We start from the raw sequence: 18,024 nt of genomic DNA, 5'->3' as shown, positions 1-18,024 counted from the left end.
AAGGAGACTGACGCATGAACGCCTTCAAGACAACGATCCTGGCCGGCTTCGCCGCGCTCGCCATGGCCGGCACGGCCCTTGCGCAGGACGTCACGATCGGCCGCGCGACCGAACCCTCGTCGATCGATCCGCACTTCTCGCGCTCGGCCAACAACCAGATGACCTCCAGCGACATTTTCGACCGGCTGGTGATGTCGGACCCGCAGTTGCAGATCTCGCCGGGTCTTGCCTTGAGCTGGACGAATCTCGATCCGCTAACCTGGGAAATCAAGCTGCGCGAGGGCGTGAAATTCCACGACGGCTCCGACTTCACCGCCGAGGACGTCGTCTACTCGCTGGAGCGGGTGAAGGACATTCCGAACAGCCCCGCGCCCTATACCGACATGGTGGCGAGCGTCGAGGCCTATGAGGTCGTCGATCCGCTGACGCTGCGCGTGAAGACGAGGACACCGGCGCCGGCCCTGATCGAGGAGATCGGGCGCGTCTTCATCGTCTCCAGGGCCGCCGCAGAGGGCAAGTCGATCGACGACTTCAACTCCGGCGCGGCCGCCATCGGCACCGGCCCCTACAAGTTCGAGCGCTGGACGCCGGGCGAACAGCTCGTGCTGGCGCGCAACGAGGACTATTGGGGCGAGAGGCCCGACTTCGAGAACGTCACGCTGCGCTTCATCGCCAACGACGCGGCGCGCGTCGCGGCTTTCCTCTCCGGCTCGGTCGACCTGATCGACGCCGTGCCGCCCGCCGATCTCGACCGGCTGCAGAACACGTCCGGCGTCAATGTCGAGTCCATCGACAGCGGCCGGCTGATCTATCTCGGCATCAACCAGCGCCCCGGCGCGGTGCCCTTTTTCGTCGACCTTTCCGGCCAGCCGCTGGACCCGAGTCCGGCCCGGGACCCGAGGGTCCGCAAGGCGCTGTCGAAGCTCATCGACCGCCAGCTCATCATCGACCGCCTGATCAACGGCTCGGGGACGGCGGCCGGGCAGCTCGTGCCCGAAGGCATCGGCGGCCATGTGGCCGACCTGCCGGCGGACGAGGCCGACGTGGAGGGCGCCAAGGCGCTTCTGGCCGAGGCGGGCTATGCCGAGGGCTTCGGCATCACCGTCCATTCCTCCAACGACCGTTTCGCCGGCGACGGCGACATCGCCCAGGCGCTCGGCCAGATGTTCGCACGCGGAGGGCTGACGGTGAACGGCGTGGTGACGCAGCCCTACAACGTCTATGCGGCCAACGCCTCGAAGGGCGAGTTCGGCGCCTTCGTCTTCTCGCTCGGCACCTCGACGCCGGATGCGGCTCCGAACCTCTCGGCGCTTCTGGAGACCTACAGCCAGGAGGCAGGTACGGGCAGCTTCAACCGGATGCGCTACTCGAACCCCGAGTTCGACGCCGCACTCGCCACGGCGCTGGAGGATTTCGACACCCAGGGCCGCATCGACGGCCTCGAGGCGGCCACCCGCATCGCCTTCGAGGACATGGCGATCGTTCCGCTCTTCTGGCAGCGCGTCCATTGGGCCGCGCGCGAGGGCTTCGGCTACACGCCGAACATGAGCGAGTACACGACCGCCGCCTGGACCCTTTCGGCCAACTGAAAATGAAGCCAATGCTGCCCGATCCCGTCGAAGTCTCGCCCGATGTCGTCGTCCACCGCAACGTCATGGTGGCGATGCGCGACGGGGTCCGGCTCGCCACGGACATCTATCGCCCGGCCCATGACGGCCGGGTGCCGGGCGGGCCGCTGCCCGTCATCTTCGAGCGCACGCCCTATGACAAGGGCGGGCGCCCGCGCACCGAGTTCAACCTCGGCATGGCGCAGTCGCTGACCCGGCCCGAGCTTGCCGTGGAACTCGTGCGGCGCGGCTATGTCGTGATCTGGCAGGACTGCCGGGGCCGCTATCTCTCCGAAGGCGAGTTCACCAAATACCTCTCGGAGGGCGAGGACGGCTACGACGCGCTCGAATGGATCGCGGCGCAGGAGTTCTCCGGCAGGATCGGCATGATGGGCTTGTCCTACGACGCCCATACGCAGATGGCGGCCGCCTGCCTCAACCCGCCGGCGCTTGCCTGCATGGCCGTGGATTCGGGCGGCTTCGCCAACGCCTATCGCTGCGGCATCCGGCAGGGCGGGGCGTTCGAGCTGAAGCAGGCGACCTGGGCCTATCACCGCGCCATCGAGAGCCGCGCCGCCGAGGCCGACCCCTCGATCCGCCGGGCGGTGCAGGCCGAGAACCTTCACGAATGGTTCAAGATGATGCCCTGGGGGCCGCGCCGTTCGCCTGTGCGCTGGGAGCCGGACTACGAGAGCTATCTCCTCGAACAGTGGCAGCGCGGCACCTTCGACGATTTCTGGAAGAAGGTGGGCATCTATGCGGCCGGCTTCTACGATACCTTTCCGAAGATTCCGACGATCTTCATGTCGAGCTGGTACGACGCCTATGTCCACTCGACGCTCGACAATTACGAGGGGCTGAAGGGCGACCCGGAGCGTCCGCTGACCTTGATCATGGGGCCGTGGACCCACGGCAACCGCACCCAGCGCGTGTTCGGAGACGTGGATTTCGGCGACAGGGCGCCCTTCGACGGCAATGTCGCCGACAACTGGCTCGAATACCGCATCCGCTTCTTCGACCGCTGGCTGAAGGACGAGCCGGCGGCCGAAACGCCGCCGGTGCACGTCTTCGTCATGGGCGGCGGCAGCGGGCGCAAGACCGCCGAGGGCAAGCTCGATCACGGCGGTCGCTGGATCGAGGCGCAAAGCTGGCCGTTGCCGGGCACGCGGGAGCGCTTCCTTTACCTGCGCGCGGACATGACACTCGGCGACACGCCGGAGCCGGGCAAGGCGGCGATCACCTACGATTTCGACCCCTCGAACCCGGTGCCGACCATCGGCGGTTCCCTCACCAGCGGCGAGCCGATCTTCACCGGAGGGGCCTTCGACCAGCGTGAGGACGAACGCTTCTTCGGTTGCCGCCACCCCGGCCTGCCGCTGGCCGCGCGCCACGACGTGCTCTCCTTCGAAACCGAGCCTCTGGCCGAGGACGTGCAGATCGTCGGGCCGCTGACGATCGAGCTCTTCGTTTCCTCCGACGCGCCGGACACGGACTTCACCGCCAAGCTCGTCGACGTCTATCCGCCGAGCGAAGACTACCCGACCGGCTTTGCCATGAACGTGACGGACGGCATCTTCCGCTGCCGCTATCGCAAGGGCTGGGACACGCCGGAACTCCTGGTGAAGGGCGAAGTGTTCCGCATCGAGATCGAGCCCTTCGCCACGGCCAATCTCTTCGCCAAGGGGCACCGGATCCGGCTCGACATCTCCTCCAGCAACTTTCCGAAATACGACGTCAACCCGAACACCGGCGCGCCGGAGGGGTGCGGGCGCTCGAGGCGGGTCGCCCGCAACAGCGTCCACCTCTCGCGCGAGACGCCCTCGCGCCTCAGCGTCCGGGTGCTTCCCGCGAGCGCCTGAGCCAGGAGAGGAAGCCCCGTTCGCCGCCGCGCGCTCAGCGGCTGGTAACGAAGAGCCGGCGGGGGAAGTTCGTCAGCCGCTCGCAGCCGTCCTTCGTCACCGCGATCGTCTCCGACATGCCGAAGCCCCTGGCGAGAACATAGGTGTGAAACACCATGCCTTCCTCGAACGACCAGTCGGACAGGGGGTGCGCCTCCAGCGCTTCGCCCCCGTTCGGCTGCAACATGAGGCCGACCGAATAGAAGGTCTTGTTGGTGTAGGTCGCCCGCAACCCGGCCGACATCACGCCCTCGCGATAGATCGCATCCGGCAGGCGGGCCGGCACGCCGGGACGCACGGCGGCGATCGCCTCGTCCTGAATGCGGATCAACGTTTCCACGATCCGGTGGTCTTCATCGCTTGCCTCGGCCACGCGGATCGGGCGCATGAAGCGGGCATGGTAGTGTCGAGAGTTCGGTGTGACCTCGATCTGCACGATGTCGCCGCGTTCCAGAACGCGATCGCCGTAGCCCCCGTGAAGATGGTAGGCGCGTTCGCCCGAGGACATGACGCCCGGCCCCGGCAGATCGGAGCCCGCCCGAATCATCGCCGCACACACCTCGGCCGCCATCTCCCGCTCCGGAACACCGGTGCCGGCCGTCGCGATCGCCGCCTGCATGCCCGCTTCCGCCGCCAGGGCGGCGCGACGCTGATAGGCGATCTCGGCGCCCGATTTGACGAAGCGCATCTGCGCCAGATGCTCGGTCAGATCCTCGAAACGCGCGCCCGGCAGCCCCGCGCGGATGGCTTCCCAGCGCTGGGCATTGAGAACCCAGCTTCCCATCTCCACGCCGATCGCGGCCGTCCGGCCGACGCGGGAACGGATCGCCTCGACGGCCAGGGCGGTCCGGTCGTCGCTGTCGGTCCATAGGACGCGGTCCGGAAAGACGCAGGTCGTGTCGAGATAATAGGCCTCCACGTCCCGGCAGAAGAGCGTCGGCTCGCCCGAGGCGGGGATGATGGCGAACTGGAACGTGCCGTAGCCGCGGGTGAAGTATCCCGTCGTCCAGGTCACGGTCTCGGGCATGAAGGCCAGAGCCGCGTCCAGGCCGCGCTCTGTGAGCATTGCCTGGACCCGAAGGATGCGCGCGCGATATTCGGCGGGCTCGAACCAGTAGGCGGTCTGCACCAATGTCTGTCTCCTTGGTCTCGGCGGGGCGATCAGCCGTTGCGGACGAGTTCGGCGAACCGGCTCAGCATCGTCTTCGCCTCCGCGGCCTCGTCGGCCTCGGCGATGAAGCCGTCGACGTCGCCTCCGTCCTTTTCCATTCGCAGGCGGTTCTGGGAGAACCAGGCAGGCGCCTGCGCCCTGGTGATCTCCGGATGGCCCTGGATTCCCCACGCCGGAACCGTGCGGTGGCGCCAGACCTGGTTGGGGCAGGCGTCGGAGGAGGCGAGGATCACCATGTCGGGATGGTCGTGGCGGACTTCGTCGTTGTGCCAGACGAACATGCGCACGCTCGCCCCCCAATCCCTCGCCAGCGCGTCGTCGCCCGCCGAGGAGGTGACGGCCAGGTCCTTGTAGCCGATCTCGCAATTCGGGCGGCGGAACACCTGGTCGCGGCCGCACAGCGCCGAGGCGAGAATCTGGCTGCCGAAGCAGATGCCGAGCATGGGAATGGAGCGCCTGGCCGCTTCCCGGATCAGCTCGTGTTCCCGCAGGATGAACGGCACGTCCTCGTAGGCGCCGTGGGGGCTGCCGGACAGGAAGATGGCGTCGTAGCCGTCGAGGCTTTCGGGAAATTGCCCGTCGAGCGCCCAGTAACGGTCCACGGCCAGGTTCCAGCCTTCGAAGCGCTCGTCGAGCCTGGCGACCGATTGCAGCGCGCGCCCGTTACCGAGATAAAGAAGTCGTCTGCTTTTGCTCATTGCCTGAACGCCCTGCTGGAAAAAGACCGCGGCCGCCGCGGCTCGGAAGAGAAAGGAATCCCGCCATGCGGATCGATCTCAACGCCGATCTCGGGGAGGGCTTCGGGCCATGGCGCATGGGAGACGACGCCGCGCTGCTGGGCGTCGTCACCACCGCGAACGTCGCCTGCGGCTTCCATGCCGGCGACCCGGCGATCATGCGTTCGACGGTCGCCGCCGCGCGCGAGCGGAACGTGGCGGTCGGTGCGCATCCGGGTTACGCCGATCTCGCGGGCTTCGGCCGCCGCCCGATGCCGGGCCTCTCCCTGCGCGACATCGAGAATCTCGTCGCCTATCAGGCAGGAGCCCTCGCCGGCATCTGCGCTCTGGAGGATCACCCGATGACGCATGTGAAGACGCACGGCGCTCTCGGCAACGCCTGCGCGGACGACGACGAGTTGGCGCTCGCGGTCGCTCGCGGCATTCGCGCCGTCGATTCCGGCCTCGCCTTCATGGTCATGCCGGGCACCGCGACGGAAAGAGCGGCCGAAACGCTCGGTCTTCGGCCGATCCGCGAGATCTACGCCGACCGCACCTATGCCGACAGCTTCAACCTCACGCCGCGCAGCGAGCCCGACGCGATGGTGCACGATTCCCGTGAAGCCCTGGCGAGGGTGATCGACATGGTGCGCGGACGGCGCATCGTCTCGACCTCGGGCAAGTCCCTCGACGTCGGGATCGATTCGATCTGCGTTCACGGCGACAGTCCGAACGCGCTCGCGATGGCGCGCATGCTGCGCGAGGGGCTCGAGGCGGCGGGCTTCGTGCTGGGGTCCAGCCTGGCCCCCTGACGGCGCCCCGGCCCCGGTCCGACCCAGGCTCAACCGGCCCTCCCCAGTTCGCGAAGAACGGCTTCGGCCACCGCAAGGCTCGTCCGTTCCAGTGCCTCCTGCGTGCTGCCGCCGATATGGGGCGTGAGAATGAGGTTCGGGCACGCGCAAAGCGGACTCGCCGCCGGCAGCGGCTCCTCGGTGAAGACGTCGAGCGCCGCGCCGCGCAGATGTCCCGAGCCGAGCGCATCGACGAGCGCGTTCTCGTCGATCAGGGCTCCGCGCGCCGTGTTCACGAGGATCGCCCCCGGGCGCATCCGGGCGAACTCGGCGGCGCCGATAAGGGCGCGCCCTTCCGGCAGGCCATGGAGCGAGAGAACGTCGGCTCCCGCCAGCAACGCATCCAGCGTCGGCACCTTGCGGAATCCGTGCCGGGCGAGTTCCTCTTCCCCTGCATGTCGCGACAGGACGTCGACATCCATCCCGAGCGCGCGTCCCAGCGTCCCGAGGGCGTGCGCGATCCGCCCGTAGCCCCAAAGACCGAGCCGGCGGCCGTGAAGCTCGACGCCGCGCGCCCGTTCGCGATAGCCGAAGTCGCCCGAGCGCGTGGCACGGTCGGCGGCCGGCGTCATCCGCGCGGCAGCCAGCATCAGGCCGAGGGCGTGTTCCGCGACGCTTTGGGCATTCGTGCCCGGCGTGTTGACGACCCGGATGCCGCGCTCGCGCGCCGTTTCCATATCGACGGCGTCGGTTCCCGTCCCGTGGACGCCGATGACCGCGAGCCGAGGCGCGGCGGCCATCGCGGCCGATGGAAGGCCCTTGTTGCGCACGATCACCGCGACCGCATCGGCCAGAAGCGGAACGAGAACGCCCGGATCGGGGGAGGCGGCCTCAAGAACCTCGATCCCGGCGTCGCGAAGCAGCCGGACGCCCGAGGCGTCGATCGGCTGGGCGAGCACGCATACGCTCATGCGGCCCGCCGCAGATCTCGGAGGCAGAAGACCGACAGGAGGCGGCAGGCCTGCGCGAAGTCGGCGATCTCCATCGCCTCGTTCGGATTGTGGCTGCCGTTGCGGTTGCGGATGAAAAGCATGCCGGTGGGCACGCCTTCCGCCGCGAAGACCGCGGCATCGTGGCCGGCCCCGCTCGGCATCACGAGCGCCGGCACGCGCTGCGTGTCGGCGATCCGCGTGAAGCCGCCGACCACCTCCGGGTGCATCATGGCCGGCTCGCTGGAGGTTTGCCTGCCCAGCTCGAACCGGACCCGCTGCCTTGCTTCCACCCCGGCGACCTTGCGGGCGAATTCGGCTCGCATGAGGCCGAGCGTCTCGACGCTCTGGCTGCGAATATCGACGGAAAAGTCGACCCGGCCGGCGATCTTGGAAAAGGCCGCCTCGGCGGGATCGGTCGAAATCTGCCCGAAGGTGATGACGAGGTCATGACCATCGTCGGCCAGCCGCGTCCACAACTCGTCGAGTTCGGCCATCAGAAGGGCCACGGCAAGGGCGGCGTCGCTGCGGCTCGCGCGCGGTGTCGCGCCGGAATGGGCGTAGACGCCGATGCAGCGGGCTTGCCGGTAGCGGAAGCTGCCGCGTATGCCGGTCACGATGCCGACGGGCCGGTTCGCATCGACAAGCGCCGGCCCCTGCTCGATATGGGGTTCGATGAAAAGGCCGATGCGCGCGGCGTCGAGCTGCGGCGTGCCCCGGCGGATTTCGCTGGTGTCGCCGCCCGCCGCGTCGATCGCCGCTCCGAGCTTGATCAGGTCGCCGGCGCGCAAGACGCCGTCAAGCTCCGCGCCGGTCAGGCGGCCGAAGGCGGCCCGGCTGCCGATATAGGATGCCCCGAACCAGGTGCTCTCTTCCGCACGTATCGCCGCGACCGTGAGGTCCTGGGGAGGCACCACCCCGGCCTGCCGATAGCCGCTGGCGACCGCAAGTCCCGCCAGGACGCCGGCCGCACCGTCGAAATTGCCGCCGAACGGGACGGAGTCGAGGTGCGATCCGATGAAGATGGCCGGGCCGTCCCCGCGCCCCTTGAGGGTCATGTAGAGGTTGCAGCCGGCATCCGTCTGGCACGTCATGCCGAGGCGCCGGGCCTCGCGCCGAACCATGTCGTGCGCGATCTGCTCGCCCATCCCGTAGGAGGCGCGCGTGATCCCGGCGGACGTGCCGGTGCGTTCGCGCAGTTCCTCAAAGAGCCGCTCCGCCAGCACGATATCAGGCTCGGGGGGCGCGGCGATGCGGGATGTCTCGAGGTTCACTTGGGTCTCCGGGCGGATGAAGTCAGGTGCGGGTCAATCTGCCAATGATGCTGTCGCGCACCCGGCTGAGATGGGCCGTCATGGCCGCGGCAGCGCGTTCCCCGTCTCCGGCCTCGACGGCGTCGACGATGGCGAGATGTTCCTGGCACGTATCCTCCAGACGCTCCGGCATGCTGCGAAGGTCGAACATCTGTGTCTGGCGACGCAGCGTGCGGATGATCGCCGACAATTGCGCGTTCCCCGCGACGTCGGCCAGCAGGCCGTGGAGGCTTTCGTCGACGCCACGCACCAGCGATCGATCGGCCCGCTCCGTGGGCTCCGAGCCGAGAATGTCCTCCAGCTCCTCGCGCAGGCGCTGCGTGTCGGCCTTCTCGACCTGGCCGGCCGCCAGACGCGCCACGGTCGGCTCCAGAAGGAGCCTGATCTGCAGCGCATCCATGTAATCCTCGAGGCGCATCCGCTTGACGTGCAGAGCGCGGCCTTGCCGCAGGAGCAACCCTTCTCCCTCCAGCATCAGCAACGCGTCGCGAACCGGGGTGCGGGACATGCCGACGATCTCGGCTATCCGCCGCTCGTTGACGACATCACCCGGAACGGCCGGGCCGTTGAGGATGAGATCGAGAATCTTTTCGTAGGCCTGAAGCGCCAGCCGCTTCTCCGGAGTGCCCAGCATATCGCCTTCCTGCATCGTTCGCGCCCAGCGGATGCGCTCCGTTGGCGCACATCGGAGCCTTGTGGCGCAACCCCCTCCGATCGCAATCCAAAAATTTCGAACCGAACATATTCTCTCGGTTGACGTCTGGTATACCGAACCATACGATCCGTTCAATCAGCTTTTTGCGGTGCGGTGCGTCATTCGCCCGGCCGAGCAGCGAAATGGTCGTCGTGCTTTCCAGACCCGCCTCTCATCTTCCGTTCGCTCGCGGCGAGCACCTCGACCGGCAGGCACGGCTTCGCCGCGCGCTCGCCGAACGCGGTGGGGACGCCATGCTCGTCTTTTCGCAGGAGAGCCTTTTCTGGCTCACCGGCTACGATACGGGCGGCTTCGTCTTCTTTCAGTGCGCCGTCGTCACGGCCGACGACCGGCCGATCGTGCTCCTCACGCGCCGGCCCGACCTTCTTCAGGCGCGCCAGACATCCACCATCGAGGACATCCGCATCTGGTGGGACGCGGACGACGCCAACCCGGCGGAGGACCTGAAGGCGATTCTCCAGGAGTTGGGCCTTCCGGGCGGCCGCGTCCTGATCGAGCTCAACACCCACGGCCTCACCGGATGGAACCTCTGGCGGTGCCAGCAGGCCTTCGGCGACCGGGTGCGGCTGGAGGACGACGGGCACCTGATCCGCAAGCTGCGCGTCGTCAAGTCTCCGGCGGAGATCGCGATGATGCGAAAGGCCGGCGAAATCTGCGACCGCTCGCTCGCTCGCGTGATCGACGCCGCCCGGCCCGGCGTGCTCGATAGCCAGATCAAGGCCGCTTACCTCGACTCGATCCTGGCGGACGGCGCCGACATGCCGCCCAACGCGCCGATCTTCAATTCGGGGGAGCGCGCCGTGTTCGGCCGTGGCGTCACCGCCCCCCGGCGGATCGAGCCGAACGATCAGATCCTGGTCGAATATCCCGTTCCCTATCGCCACTACAACGTGAAGACGGAATGGACGATCCTCTTCGGCAAGGTCCCGGATCGCCAGCGGCACATGTACGACGTCGCACGGCGGACGCTCGCGCGGATGACCGGGATCGCGCGCCCCGGCACCAGTCTGGGAGAAATCTTCGACGCCTATGCGACCGGGCTGGACGACGCCGGTTACCGCGCTTCGCGCTACGGTGCGACCGGCTATTCGGTCGGCATCTCCTTCGCGCCGACGTCGATGGACGTCCCGCCGATGATCTATTCCGGCAACGCCACGCTCTGCGAGCCGGGCATGACGCTGTTCTACCACGTGATGAACGGCGACGGCGACACCGGGCTGGCCATGGGCGTCGGCCACACGCTGCTCGTCACCGACGGCGCGCCCGAACTCCTGACCGGCCTGCCGGACGAGCTGACCGTCATCTCCTGATCCTCATCCCCGCCAAGCGAAGGACCCGATGCCATGACCCACTTCACCCTCACCAGGCGCCATGTGCTTCTGGGCGGTCTCGCCTCGGCCGCGCTCCTGCCCATGCGCGGCACGGCCCTTGCCCAGTCGGGCACGCCGCAGGCCGGCGGCACGCTGCGCATCAGCCACTCCACCCGGATCGCGACGCTCAATGTTCTCTCCCTGTCGGGGCCGGCGGAATATCCCTGCATCGACATGATCTATTCGGGGCTCACGCGCATCGGCGTCGACAACCAGGCTCATCCGGACCTGGCCACGAGCTGGGAGGCCTCGGACGACGCGACCGAGTTCACGTTCCACCTGCGCGAGAACGTCACCTTCCACGACGGCCAGCCCTTCACGGCCGACGACGTGGTGGCGACCTTCGAGGCGATCCTCGATCCCGACGTGCCGGCAGCCGCGCGTCCGGTGCTCGACATGGTCGACACGGTGGAGGCGGTCGATCCCCTCACGGTGGTGTTCAAGCTGAAGACGCCGTTCGCCGACCTGCCCTTCTCGACCGCCCACGCCAACGCGCGCATCCTGTCGCGCGCGGCCCTGGAAGCCCCGCTGAGCGAGCTCGACACGAAGGCCAACGGCACCGGCCCGTTCAAGCTGGAGCGCTATGACAGCGCGCGCATCGTCCGTCTGGTCAAGAACGAGAACTACTATCAGGAGGGCAAGCCCTATCTCGACGCCGTCGAGATGCTGCTCTTCCCCGACCTCACCGCCGAAACCGCCAACTTCCTGTCGGGCTCGACGGATGTCATGCTGACGGTGCAGCAGGCCGACTTCCAGCGCGTTGCCGATGCCATCGGCATCGAGGCCCAGCGGGTCGCTTCGGGCCGTTACGTCTGCGTCACCATGCGCCAGGATCAGGAGCCGTGGAACGATGTGAGAGTTCGCAAGGCGCTCGCGCATGCGGTCGACCGGCAGCTCCTCGTCGATATCATCCTCGAAGGGTTCGGCCGTCCCGCCTATGACAGCATCGTGGCGCCGGAGATCCAGTTCGCGACCGGGACGGAAGAGATCGCCTACGATCCCGACCGGGCGCGCGCGCTCCTTGCCGAGGCCGGTTATCCGGATGGCATCCGGGCGACGCTCGTGGCTTCGGACCGGCCGGGCATCCGCGTCCAGACCGCGATCGCCATCCAGCAGACGGCGGCCGCGGCAGGCTTCACCATCGAGGTGGAGACGATGCCGCACGACACCTACCTCGCCAATGTCTGGATGAAGGGCGCCTTCTACATCGGCTACTGGGGCATGCAGCCGACGATCGACGCGACGTACAACCTGCTGCTCACCTCGGAAGCCTCCTATGAGGACACGGCCTGGAAGAACGAGACGTTCGACCGGCTCATCGCCGAGGGACGCGCGACGGTGGACGAGGCGCGACGCGCCGAGATCTATGCGCAGGCGCAGGCCCTGGAGATCGAGGAGCGGCCTTACATCGTGCCGTTCTTCGAGGATGTCCTGACGGCCAGTCGCGACACGGTGGAGGACTGGAGCATCGCGCCGATCAGCCGCTACTTCTACGTCGAAGACGTCTGGCTCGAGCGTAGCTGAGACGGCCGCGTGACGCTCGCCTATTTCCTGCGCCGTCTCGGGATGATCATCGTCGTCCTGGCCATCGTCACCGTGGCCGTCTTCACGGTGACGATGATCCTGCCGGGAAACGCCGCCCTGATGATCCTCGGCGAATACGCCACGCCTGAATCGCTGGCCGCGCTCGAGCGGCAGCTCGGTCTCGATCAACCCCTTCTCGTCCAGTATTTCGACTGGGTGTCCGGTGTCGTGCGCGGCGACTTCGGAATGTCGCTGCGCCTGTCGCTGCCGGTGTCCCAGGTCGTCGGGGAGGCTTTCTGGAACTCGGCGCTGCTCGGCGCCACCGCGCTCGTCGCCGTCACCGTCGTCGCGATCCCGCTCGGCGCCCTCGCTGCGCTCAAGCGCGGCACCGGCACCGATCTGGGCATCGGCGTCTTTTCCTATGTCGGCACGGCGGTGCCCGAATTCGTGACGGCGACCCTCCTCCTCGTCATCTTCGCCGCACCCGGCTCGCCGATCTTCCCGGCGGGCGGCTTCGTCGCTCCGTCCGAGAGCTTCACCGGATTCCTGTCCCATCTCGTGCTCCCGGCCGCCACTCTGGGCATGGTCCTCATGGCGCATATCTCGCGCCAGGTGCGCAGCGAGATGTCGGACGTCCTGTCCTCGGACTACATCCGCGCCGCGCGCCTCAAGGGTCTGAAGCGTGGCCGGGTGATCCGCCGGCACGCGCTGCCGAACTCGCTGGCGCCGGCGATCGCGGTGATTTCTCTCGACGTCGGCTATCTGCTCGGCGGCATCATCGTGGTGGAGGAGATCTTCGCATGGCCCGGCCTCGGGCGGCTGCTGATCTACGCGCTTCAGAACCGCGACCTCCCGGTGATCCAGGCCGTGGCCCTGCTGATGGCGGTGGTCTATGCGCTCTCCAACCTCCTGGCGGACATCGTCATCGCCGCTCTCGATCCCCGGGTTCGCTATGCGTGACATCCTTCGAAGCCCGGCCGGGCTCATCGGCACGATCCTGCTCACGCTCGTCCTGTTCGCCGCGCTGTTCGGCCCCTGGCTCGCCCCGTACGATCCCCAGGCCTTCCACGCCACATCGCGGCTCGAGGGGCCGAGCTGGGCATTCCCGCTCGGCACCGACCAGTATGGCCGGGACCTTCTGTCCCGCATTCTCAGCGGTGCGCCCGCGACCGTCTCCTTCGGCCTCGGGGCGACGGTCCTGGGCGTCGGCCTCGGGTCGGTGATCGGCGTCTTCGCCGGCGTTACGGGCGGCACGACCGATGCGATCGTGATGCGCATCCTCGACGGCCTGCTCGCCATGCCCGAGCTTCTGTTCACGCTGCTGATCGTCACGCTTCTGGGCGGCGGGACCACGCAGGCCATGCTGGCGGTGGCGGTGACGTTCACGCCCGGCATGGCGCGCATCGCCCGAAGCGCCGTCCTGTCCGTGCGAACGCGGGAATATGTGCTCGCGGCCGTGGCGCGCGGCGAGTCCCGATCCTGGATCATCGGCCGCGAGGTCCTGCCCAACGCCGTCGGCCCCATCATCGTGGAAGCCACGATCCGGGTCTCCTTCGCCATCATGATCGGGGCGACGCTGGGCTTCCTGGGGCTGGGCGCCCAGCCCCCGTCCACCGAGTGGGGCCTGATGGTCTCCGAGGCGCGCCAGTTCATGTTCCGCAATCCCTGGACCGTTGCCGTGCCGGGCGTCGCCATCGCCATCGCGGCGATGGGCTTCAACCTGTTCGGCGACGCCTTGCGCGACGCCTTCGATCCGCGGAGGAGCCGTTGACCGCTTCCACCCAGCTTCGTCCCGTACTCGAGGTCACGGACTACTCGCTCGCCTACGACACAGACGAAGGCCGCCTCGAGGCGCTCAAATCGGTCTCGCTCTCGATCCGGCGTGGCGAAACCCATGCGCTGGTGGGCGAGAGCGGCTCGGGCAAGTCCACGCTCGCCTTCGCCATCATGCGCTATCTGGCGCCGAATGCCGTCGATCTCGGGGGCGCCATCCTCCTGTCGGGCGAGGACATGATCGGCTCCACGCCCGCCGAGCTCGACGCCTTGCGCGGGCGCCGCGTCGCCATGGTGTTCCAGGACCCGGGTTCGGCCCTGAACCCCTCGATACGGCTCGGTGAGCAGCTCGCCGAGGTGCTGGTCCGCCACCGTCGCATGAGCCGCGAGGAAGCGTGGCGCGAAGGCGAGCAGGCGCTTGCGCGCACCGGCATCTCCGATCCCAAGGCGATGATGCGGCGTTATCCGCACGAAGCCTCCGGCGGCGAGAAGCAGCGCGTGGTGATCGCGACCGCCTTTGCGTGCAATCCCGAGCTGATCATCTTCGACGAGCCCACGACCGCGCTCGACATCCTGATCGCCAACCAGATCCTCGAACTCTTCCTGAAGCTGCGCGAGGAGACGGGCGTGGCCGCGCTCTACATTTCCCACGATCTCGGGCTCGTTGCCCGCGTCGCCGACAAGGTGTCGGTGATCCATCGCGGCAGGATCGTGGAGAGCGGGCCGGTTCACGAGGTCTTCCGCAAGCCGCGCGATGCCTATACGCGCCGGCTGATCGAGGCGGTGCCCAAGCCCGACGAGCGCATCACGGTATCGACTCCCGAGGCCGGCGGCGCGCTCTTTTCCGCCGAACGGATAGGGGTGCAGTACGGCCGGCCCGGATGGCTGACGCGGATGCTCGATCGCAGCGCCGCCGCGCATCCGGGCGCCAGCGACGTCAGCTTCGACATCCGGGCCGGCGAGCTTCTGGGCATCGTCGGCGAAAGCGGCTCGGGAAAGTCGACCATCGCCAAGGCCGCGACCGGGCTCGTCGACTTCGAGGGAAGCTTTCACTTCGAGGGACGCGATTTCAAGGGATCGGCGGCTTTCGACCGTGCCTATCGCCGCAACGTGCAGATCGTCTTCCAGCACCCGGATGCCAGCCTGAACCCGCGCCAGACCATCGGCGGAATCCTGTCGCGCCCGCTGCTGCTCTACGGCATCGTGCCGCGCCGCGCCGTCGCCGGCCGGGTGCGCGAGCTTCTCGAGATGGTTCGCCTGCCGGCGGACCACGCCGGGCGCTACCCGCACCAGCTTTCGGGGGGCGAGAAGCAGCGCGTCGCCATCGCCCGCGCCTTCGCCGCCGAGCCCAAGCTCGTCATCTGCGACGAGATCACGGCCGCGCTGGACGTGTCGGTTCAGGCGACGGTGGCGCGCCTCCTCGTCGATCTCCAGCGCGATTTCGGCGCGGCGTGCCTCTTCATCACGCACGACCTCAACCTTGTCCGCCAACTCGCGCACCGCATCGCGGTGATGCAGCGGGGCCGGCTGGTCGACCTGTTCGGGGTCGAAGAGGCGATGAGTGCGGATCGTCATCCCTACACCAGGGCGCTGCTCGGCGCGGTGCCCGCACCGGCCCGGATCGAAGAGGGGTTTGCCGCATGACCGGCACTGTGGACGCCCTCGCCCTCGCCCGCCGGATCGATGAGAGGGCCTGCCTCGACACGCTTGCCGAGATGGTTCGCCACAAGAGCTACTCCGAGACGCCCGGCGAGCGGGCCCTGGCCGAGCGCATGGTCGAGATCATGCGCGGGATGGGTCTGGATGAAGCCTATCTGATGCCGGTGGAGGGCGACCGCGTGAACGCGGTTGGCGTCTGGAGGGGGACCGGGGGCGGCAGGAGCCTGCTGTTCAACGGCCATCTCGACACGAACCCGGCAACGGAGGGCTGGACCGTCGATCCCTGGGGCGGCCTGATCGACGAAGCGTTCATCTACGGCATCGGCGTGTCGAACATGAAGGCCGGCGATGCGGCCTATCTGTGCGCCGTCCGCTCCCTCATCCAGAACGGCGTGCGCCTGAAGGGCGACGTGATCCTGACCTTCGTGATCGGTGAGCTGCAGGGGGGCGTCGGCACGCTGGCGGCGGTGAAAGCGGGCCTTCGGGCGGACTACTTCATCAATTCCGAGCCGTCCGACCTTCAGGCGATCACCATGCACGCCGCCGCCTTCACCTTCGTGATCGAGCTGGAGGGCGTCACGCGCCATCTGTCGAAGCGCGAGGCGGCGGTGGATGCGATCCGCGCCGCCTGCGACCTGATACCCGAGCTGACCGGGCTGACGTTCTCCGACGCCCCGAGCGAGGAGCATCGCTCGATCAATCGCGTGCATGTCGGCGTCATCCACGGCGCGCTCGGCCGCGACCTGCACGAGTGGCGCCCGCCGCAGGTCGCCGATTTCGTGCGGCTGAAGGGGTCGGGACGCTACGGGCCGGGGCAGAGCGAGGAAAACGCGCTGGCCGACCTTCGCCGCGTCCTCGCCGGCCTCGAAGCTCGCTGGCCGGGCTTGAGGACCAGCCTGCGCACCGAGGAAGCGCAGGGCCGCCCGGTCATGCCGGCCTTCGAGGTCGCCCGGAACAGCCGGATCGTGACCGCCATCAACGCGGCTTACGAAGCGGTGCGCGGGGAGCCGCAGCCCACGGGCGCGATCGCCCCTCCCGGCTTCTTCGGCACCGATGCCGGGCATCTCTTCGCCGAAGGCGGCATGGAGGGCGTCGTGTGCGGGCCGGGCGGGCGCTACAACACCATGCCGGACGAGCGGGTCGATATTCCCGACTATCTCGACATGATCCGAATCTACCTGATCACCATCTGCGACATCTGCGAGGCGCAATGATCGACCTGGGGACGGAGTGGCCCGGCCGCACCCGCGCGGGCCGCGAGGTCGTGTTGCGCTTTCCCGAGACGGAACTGCGCGCCCGGCTCGCCGAGACGCGCCGGCATCTGGCCGAGCGCGATCTCGACGCGCTGCTCGTCTTCGCGCAGGAAAGCCATTTCTATCTCACCGGCTTCGATACGGCCGGTTACGTCTTCTTCCAGGCGGGCATCGTTACGGCTGAGGATGGGCCACTCGTCCTCCTCACGCGCACGCCCGACAAGCGCCAGGCCGAGGTCGCCTCGCTCTACGACGAGGTGCGGATCTGGCTGAACGCGGAAGGGGCCGACCCGGCGCGCGACCTTCGCGCCCTCCTTGCCGAACTCGGCCTGGAGGGCCGGCGCATCGGCGTCGAGTTCGCCACGCACGGATTGACGGCCGCCAACGGGCGCAGCGTCGAGGCCGCCCTGTCCGGCTTCGCCGCGATCGAGGACGCCTCCGACATCGTGCGCCGGCAGCGCCTCGTGAAGTCGCCGCTGGAGCTCGACTATGTGCGCGAGGCGGGGCGGCTGGCGGACGCGGCAGTGGAGGCGGCTTTCGCCGCGACCACGCCCGGTGCCTTCGATACAGCCCTGTCCGGCGCGGCGGTGACCGCCATGCTCTCGGGCGGCGCCGACATGCCGTCCGGCGGCCCGCTCGTCAATGTTGGGTCTCGCGCCCTGTTCGGCCGCGGTATCGGCGGTCCCCGCAGGATCGAGCCGCGGGATCAGGTTCTCGTGGAGCTTGCGGCCTCGGTCTGCCGCTATCACGTCGTCATCGAGCACACCTTCGCGGTCGGCACGCCGGACCCGCGCCAGCAGCGGCAAATGGCTGTCACCATCGAGGCGCTGGAGAAGGTGAAGGAGGCGGCCAGGCCCGGCGAGACGCTCGGCACGCTCGACGACATTCATCGTGACGTGCTGGACCGCGCGGGTTTCGCGCATGCCCGCTACGCCGCCTGCGGCTACGCGCTCGGCTGCACCTTCAAGCCGACATGGATGGACGTGCCGCCGATGATCTACAGCGGCAACCCGCTTGTTCTGGAGCCGGGCATGGTGTTCTTCGTCCACATCATGATTCCGGATGCGCGGACCGGTCTCGCCGCCGGTCTCGGGCAAACCTTCGCGATCCGCGCCAGCGGAGGTGTGGAAACCTTCAGCGCCTTGCCGCTTCAGCTCTGGACGGCGTGAGCGGCAGGCCTGCACAGTGGTGCGGAGCAGGAGCGCGACCGGGGAGGGGTCCCTTCACACTGGGCGGTGCCCGGAG

The 18,024-nt window shown here is 68.2% G+C and carries 15 protein-coding genes; 10 read left to right on the top strand and 5 right to left on the bottom strand.

The genetic code is table 11. From position 1 onward, the window contains the following. Nucleotides 1-14 precede the first annotated feature (14 nt). The gene (locus tag J7654_RS04305) at nt 15-1,589 is read left to right on the top strand and encodes an ABC transporter substrate-binding protein (protein ID WP_209738541.1); all 1,575 of its coding nucleotides are present in this window, start codon (nt 15-17) and stop codon (nt 1,587-1,589) included. Between the two features lie 11 nt (nt 1,590-1,600). Beyond that, nucleotides 1,601-3,466 carry a CocE/NonD family hydrolase gene (locus J7654_RS04300; RefSeq protein WP_245195634.1) on the top strand — a complete coding sequence of 622 codons (1,866 nt, stop codon included), beginning with the start codon at nt 1,601-1,603 and terminating at the stop codon, nt 3,464-3,466. A gap of 34 nt (nt 3,467-3,500) precedes the next feature. On the opposite strand, the gene J7654_RS04295 is transcribed toward J7654_RS04300, so the two are convergent. Continuing rightward, the gene (locus J7654_RS04295; protein WP_245195741.1) at nt 3,501-4,634 is read right to left on the bottom strand and encodes a M24 family metallopeptidase; all 1,134 of its coding nucleotides are present in this window, start codon (nt 4,632-4,634) and stop codon (nt 3,501-3,503) included. A 32-nt stretch (nt 4,635-4,666) separates the two neighbouring features. Next, nucleotides 4,667-5,374, bottom strand: coding sequence for a type 1 glutamine amidotransferase (locus J7654_RS04290; protein WP_209738537.1), 708 nt, complete (start codon nt 5,372-5,374; stop codon nt 4,667-4,669). Nucleotides 5,375-5,439: 65 nt separating this feature from the next. Here J7654_RS04290 and J7654_RS04285 point away from each other — a divergent pair, with 65 nt between their 5' ends. Then, nucleotides 5,440-6,204: a LamB/YcsF family protein gene (locus J7654_RS04285; RefSeq protein ID WP_209738535.1), complete on the top strand. Its 765-nt coding sequence runs from the start codon at nt 5,440-5,442 to the stop codon at nt 6,202-6,204. Between the two features lie 29 nt (nt 6,205-6,233). On the opposite strand, the gene J7654_RS04280 is transcribed toward J7654_RS04285, so the two are convergent. The 3 genes from J7654_RS04280 to J7654_RS04270 are packed head-to-tail and all read right to left on the bottom strand — an operon-like array spanning nt 6,234 to nt 9,119. Then, entirely contained in the window at nt 6,234-7,154 is a 921-nt protein-coding gene (locus J7654_RS04280) for a hydroxyacid dehydrogenase (RefSeq protein ID WP_209738533.1), read from the bottom strand. Continuing rightward, nucleotides 7,151-8,446 (bottom strand): Zn-dependent hydrolase, encoded by a 1,296-nt coding sequence (locus J7654_RS04275; protein ID WP_245195633.1) that lies wholly within the window; start codon nt 8,444-8,446, stop codon nt 7,151-7,153. Before J7654_RS04275 ends, J7654_RS04280 begins: the two co-directional genes overlap by 4 nt. 22 nt (nt 8,447-8,468) lie before the next feature. Next, the gene (locus tag J7654_RS04270; RefSeq protein WP_209738531.1) at nt 8,469-9,119 is read right to left on the bottom strand and encodes a GntR family transcriptional regulator; all 651 of its coding nucleotides are present in this window, start codon (nt 9,117-9,119) and stop codon (nt 8,469-8,471) included. Between the two features lie 212 nt (nt 9,120-9,331). Between J7654_RS04270 and J7654_RS04265 the strand changes: the two genes are divergently transcribed. Genes J7654_RS04265 through J7654_RS04235 form a run of 7 tightly spaced genes read left to right on the top strand, consistent with a single transcriptional unit; the run spans nt 9,332 to nt 17,948 of the window. Then, nucleotides 9,332-10,510: a M24 family metallopeptidase gene (locus J7654_RS04265; RefSeq protein ID WP_209738530.1), complete on the top strand. Its 1,179-nt coding sequence runs from the start codon at nt 9,332-9,334 to the stop codon at nt 10,508-10,510. 33 nt (nt 10,511-10,543) lie between these two features. Beyond that, a complete protein-coding gene (locus J7654_RS04260) occupies nt 10,544-12,094 on the top strand; it encodes an ABC transporter substrate-binding protein (protein WP_209738528.1) in 1,551 nt (516 codons plus the stop codon). 9 nt (nt 12,095-12,103) lie between these two features. Then, complete coding sequence (locus J7654_RS04255; protein ID WP_245195632.1) at nt 12,104-13,054, top strand: ABC transporter permease; 951 nt, start codon at nt 12,104-12,106, stop codon at nt 13,052-13,054. Next, a complete protein-coding gene (locus J7654_RS04250) occupies nt 13,047-13,865 on the top strand; it encodes an ABC transporter permease (RefSeq protein ID WP_209738526.1) in 819 nt (272 codons plus the stop codon). The genes J7654_RS04255 and J7654_RS04250 overlap by 8 nt, the downstream gene beginning before the upstream one ends. Then, the gene (locus J7654_RS04245) at nt 13,862-15,511 is read left to right on the top strand and encodes a dipeptide ABC transporter ATP-binding protein (protein WP_209738523.1); all 1,650 of its coding nucleotides are present in this window, start codon (nt 13,862-13,864) and stop codon (nt 15,509-15,511) included. The genes J7654_RS04250 and J7654_RS04245 overlap by 4 nt, the downstream gene beginning before the upstream one ends. Nucleotides 15,512-15,519: 8 nt before the next feature. Next, nucleotides 15,520-16,740: a M20 family metallopeptidase gene (locus J7654_RS04240; RefSeq protein ID WP_209740201.1), complete on the top strand. Its 1,221-nt coding sequence runs from the start codon at nt 15,520-15,522 to the stop codon at nt 16,738-16,740. Next, nucleotides 16,737-17,948: a M24 family metallopeptidase gene (locus J7654_RS04235; protein WP_209738521.1), complete on the top strand. Its 1,212-nt coding sequence runs from the start codon at nt 16,737-16,739 to the stop codon at nt 17,946-17,948. Before J7654_RS04240 ends, J7654_RS04235 begins: the two co-directional genes overlap by 4 nt. The last annotated feature ends 76 nt before the right edge of the window (nt 17,949-18,024 follow it).

The sequence above is a fragment of the Aureimonas populi genome (assembly GCF_017815515.1).
Taxonomy (GTDB): domain Bacteria; phylum Pseudomonadota; class Alphaproteobacteria; order Rhizobiales; family Rhizobiaceae; genus Aureimonas; species Aureimonas populi.
Note: the sequence above shows the minus strand (reverse complement) of the source record. Positions and strands in the feature narration are given on the sequence as shown.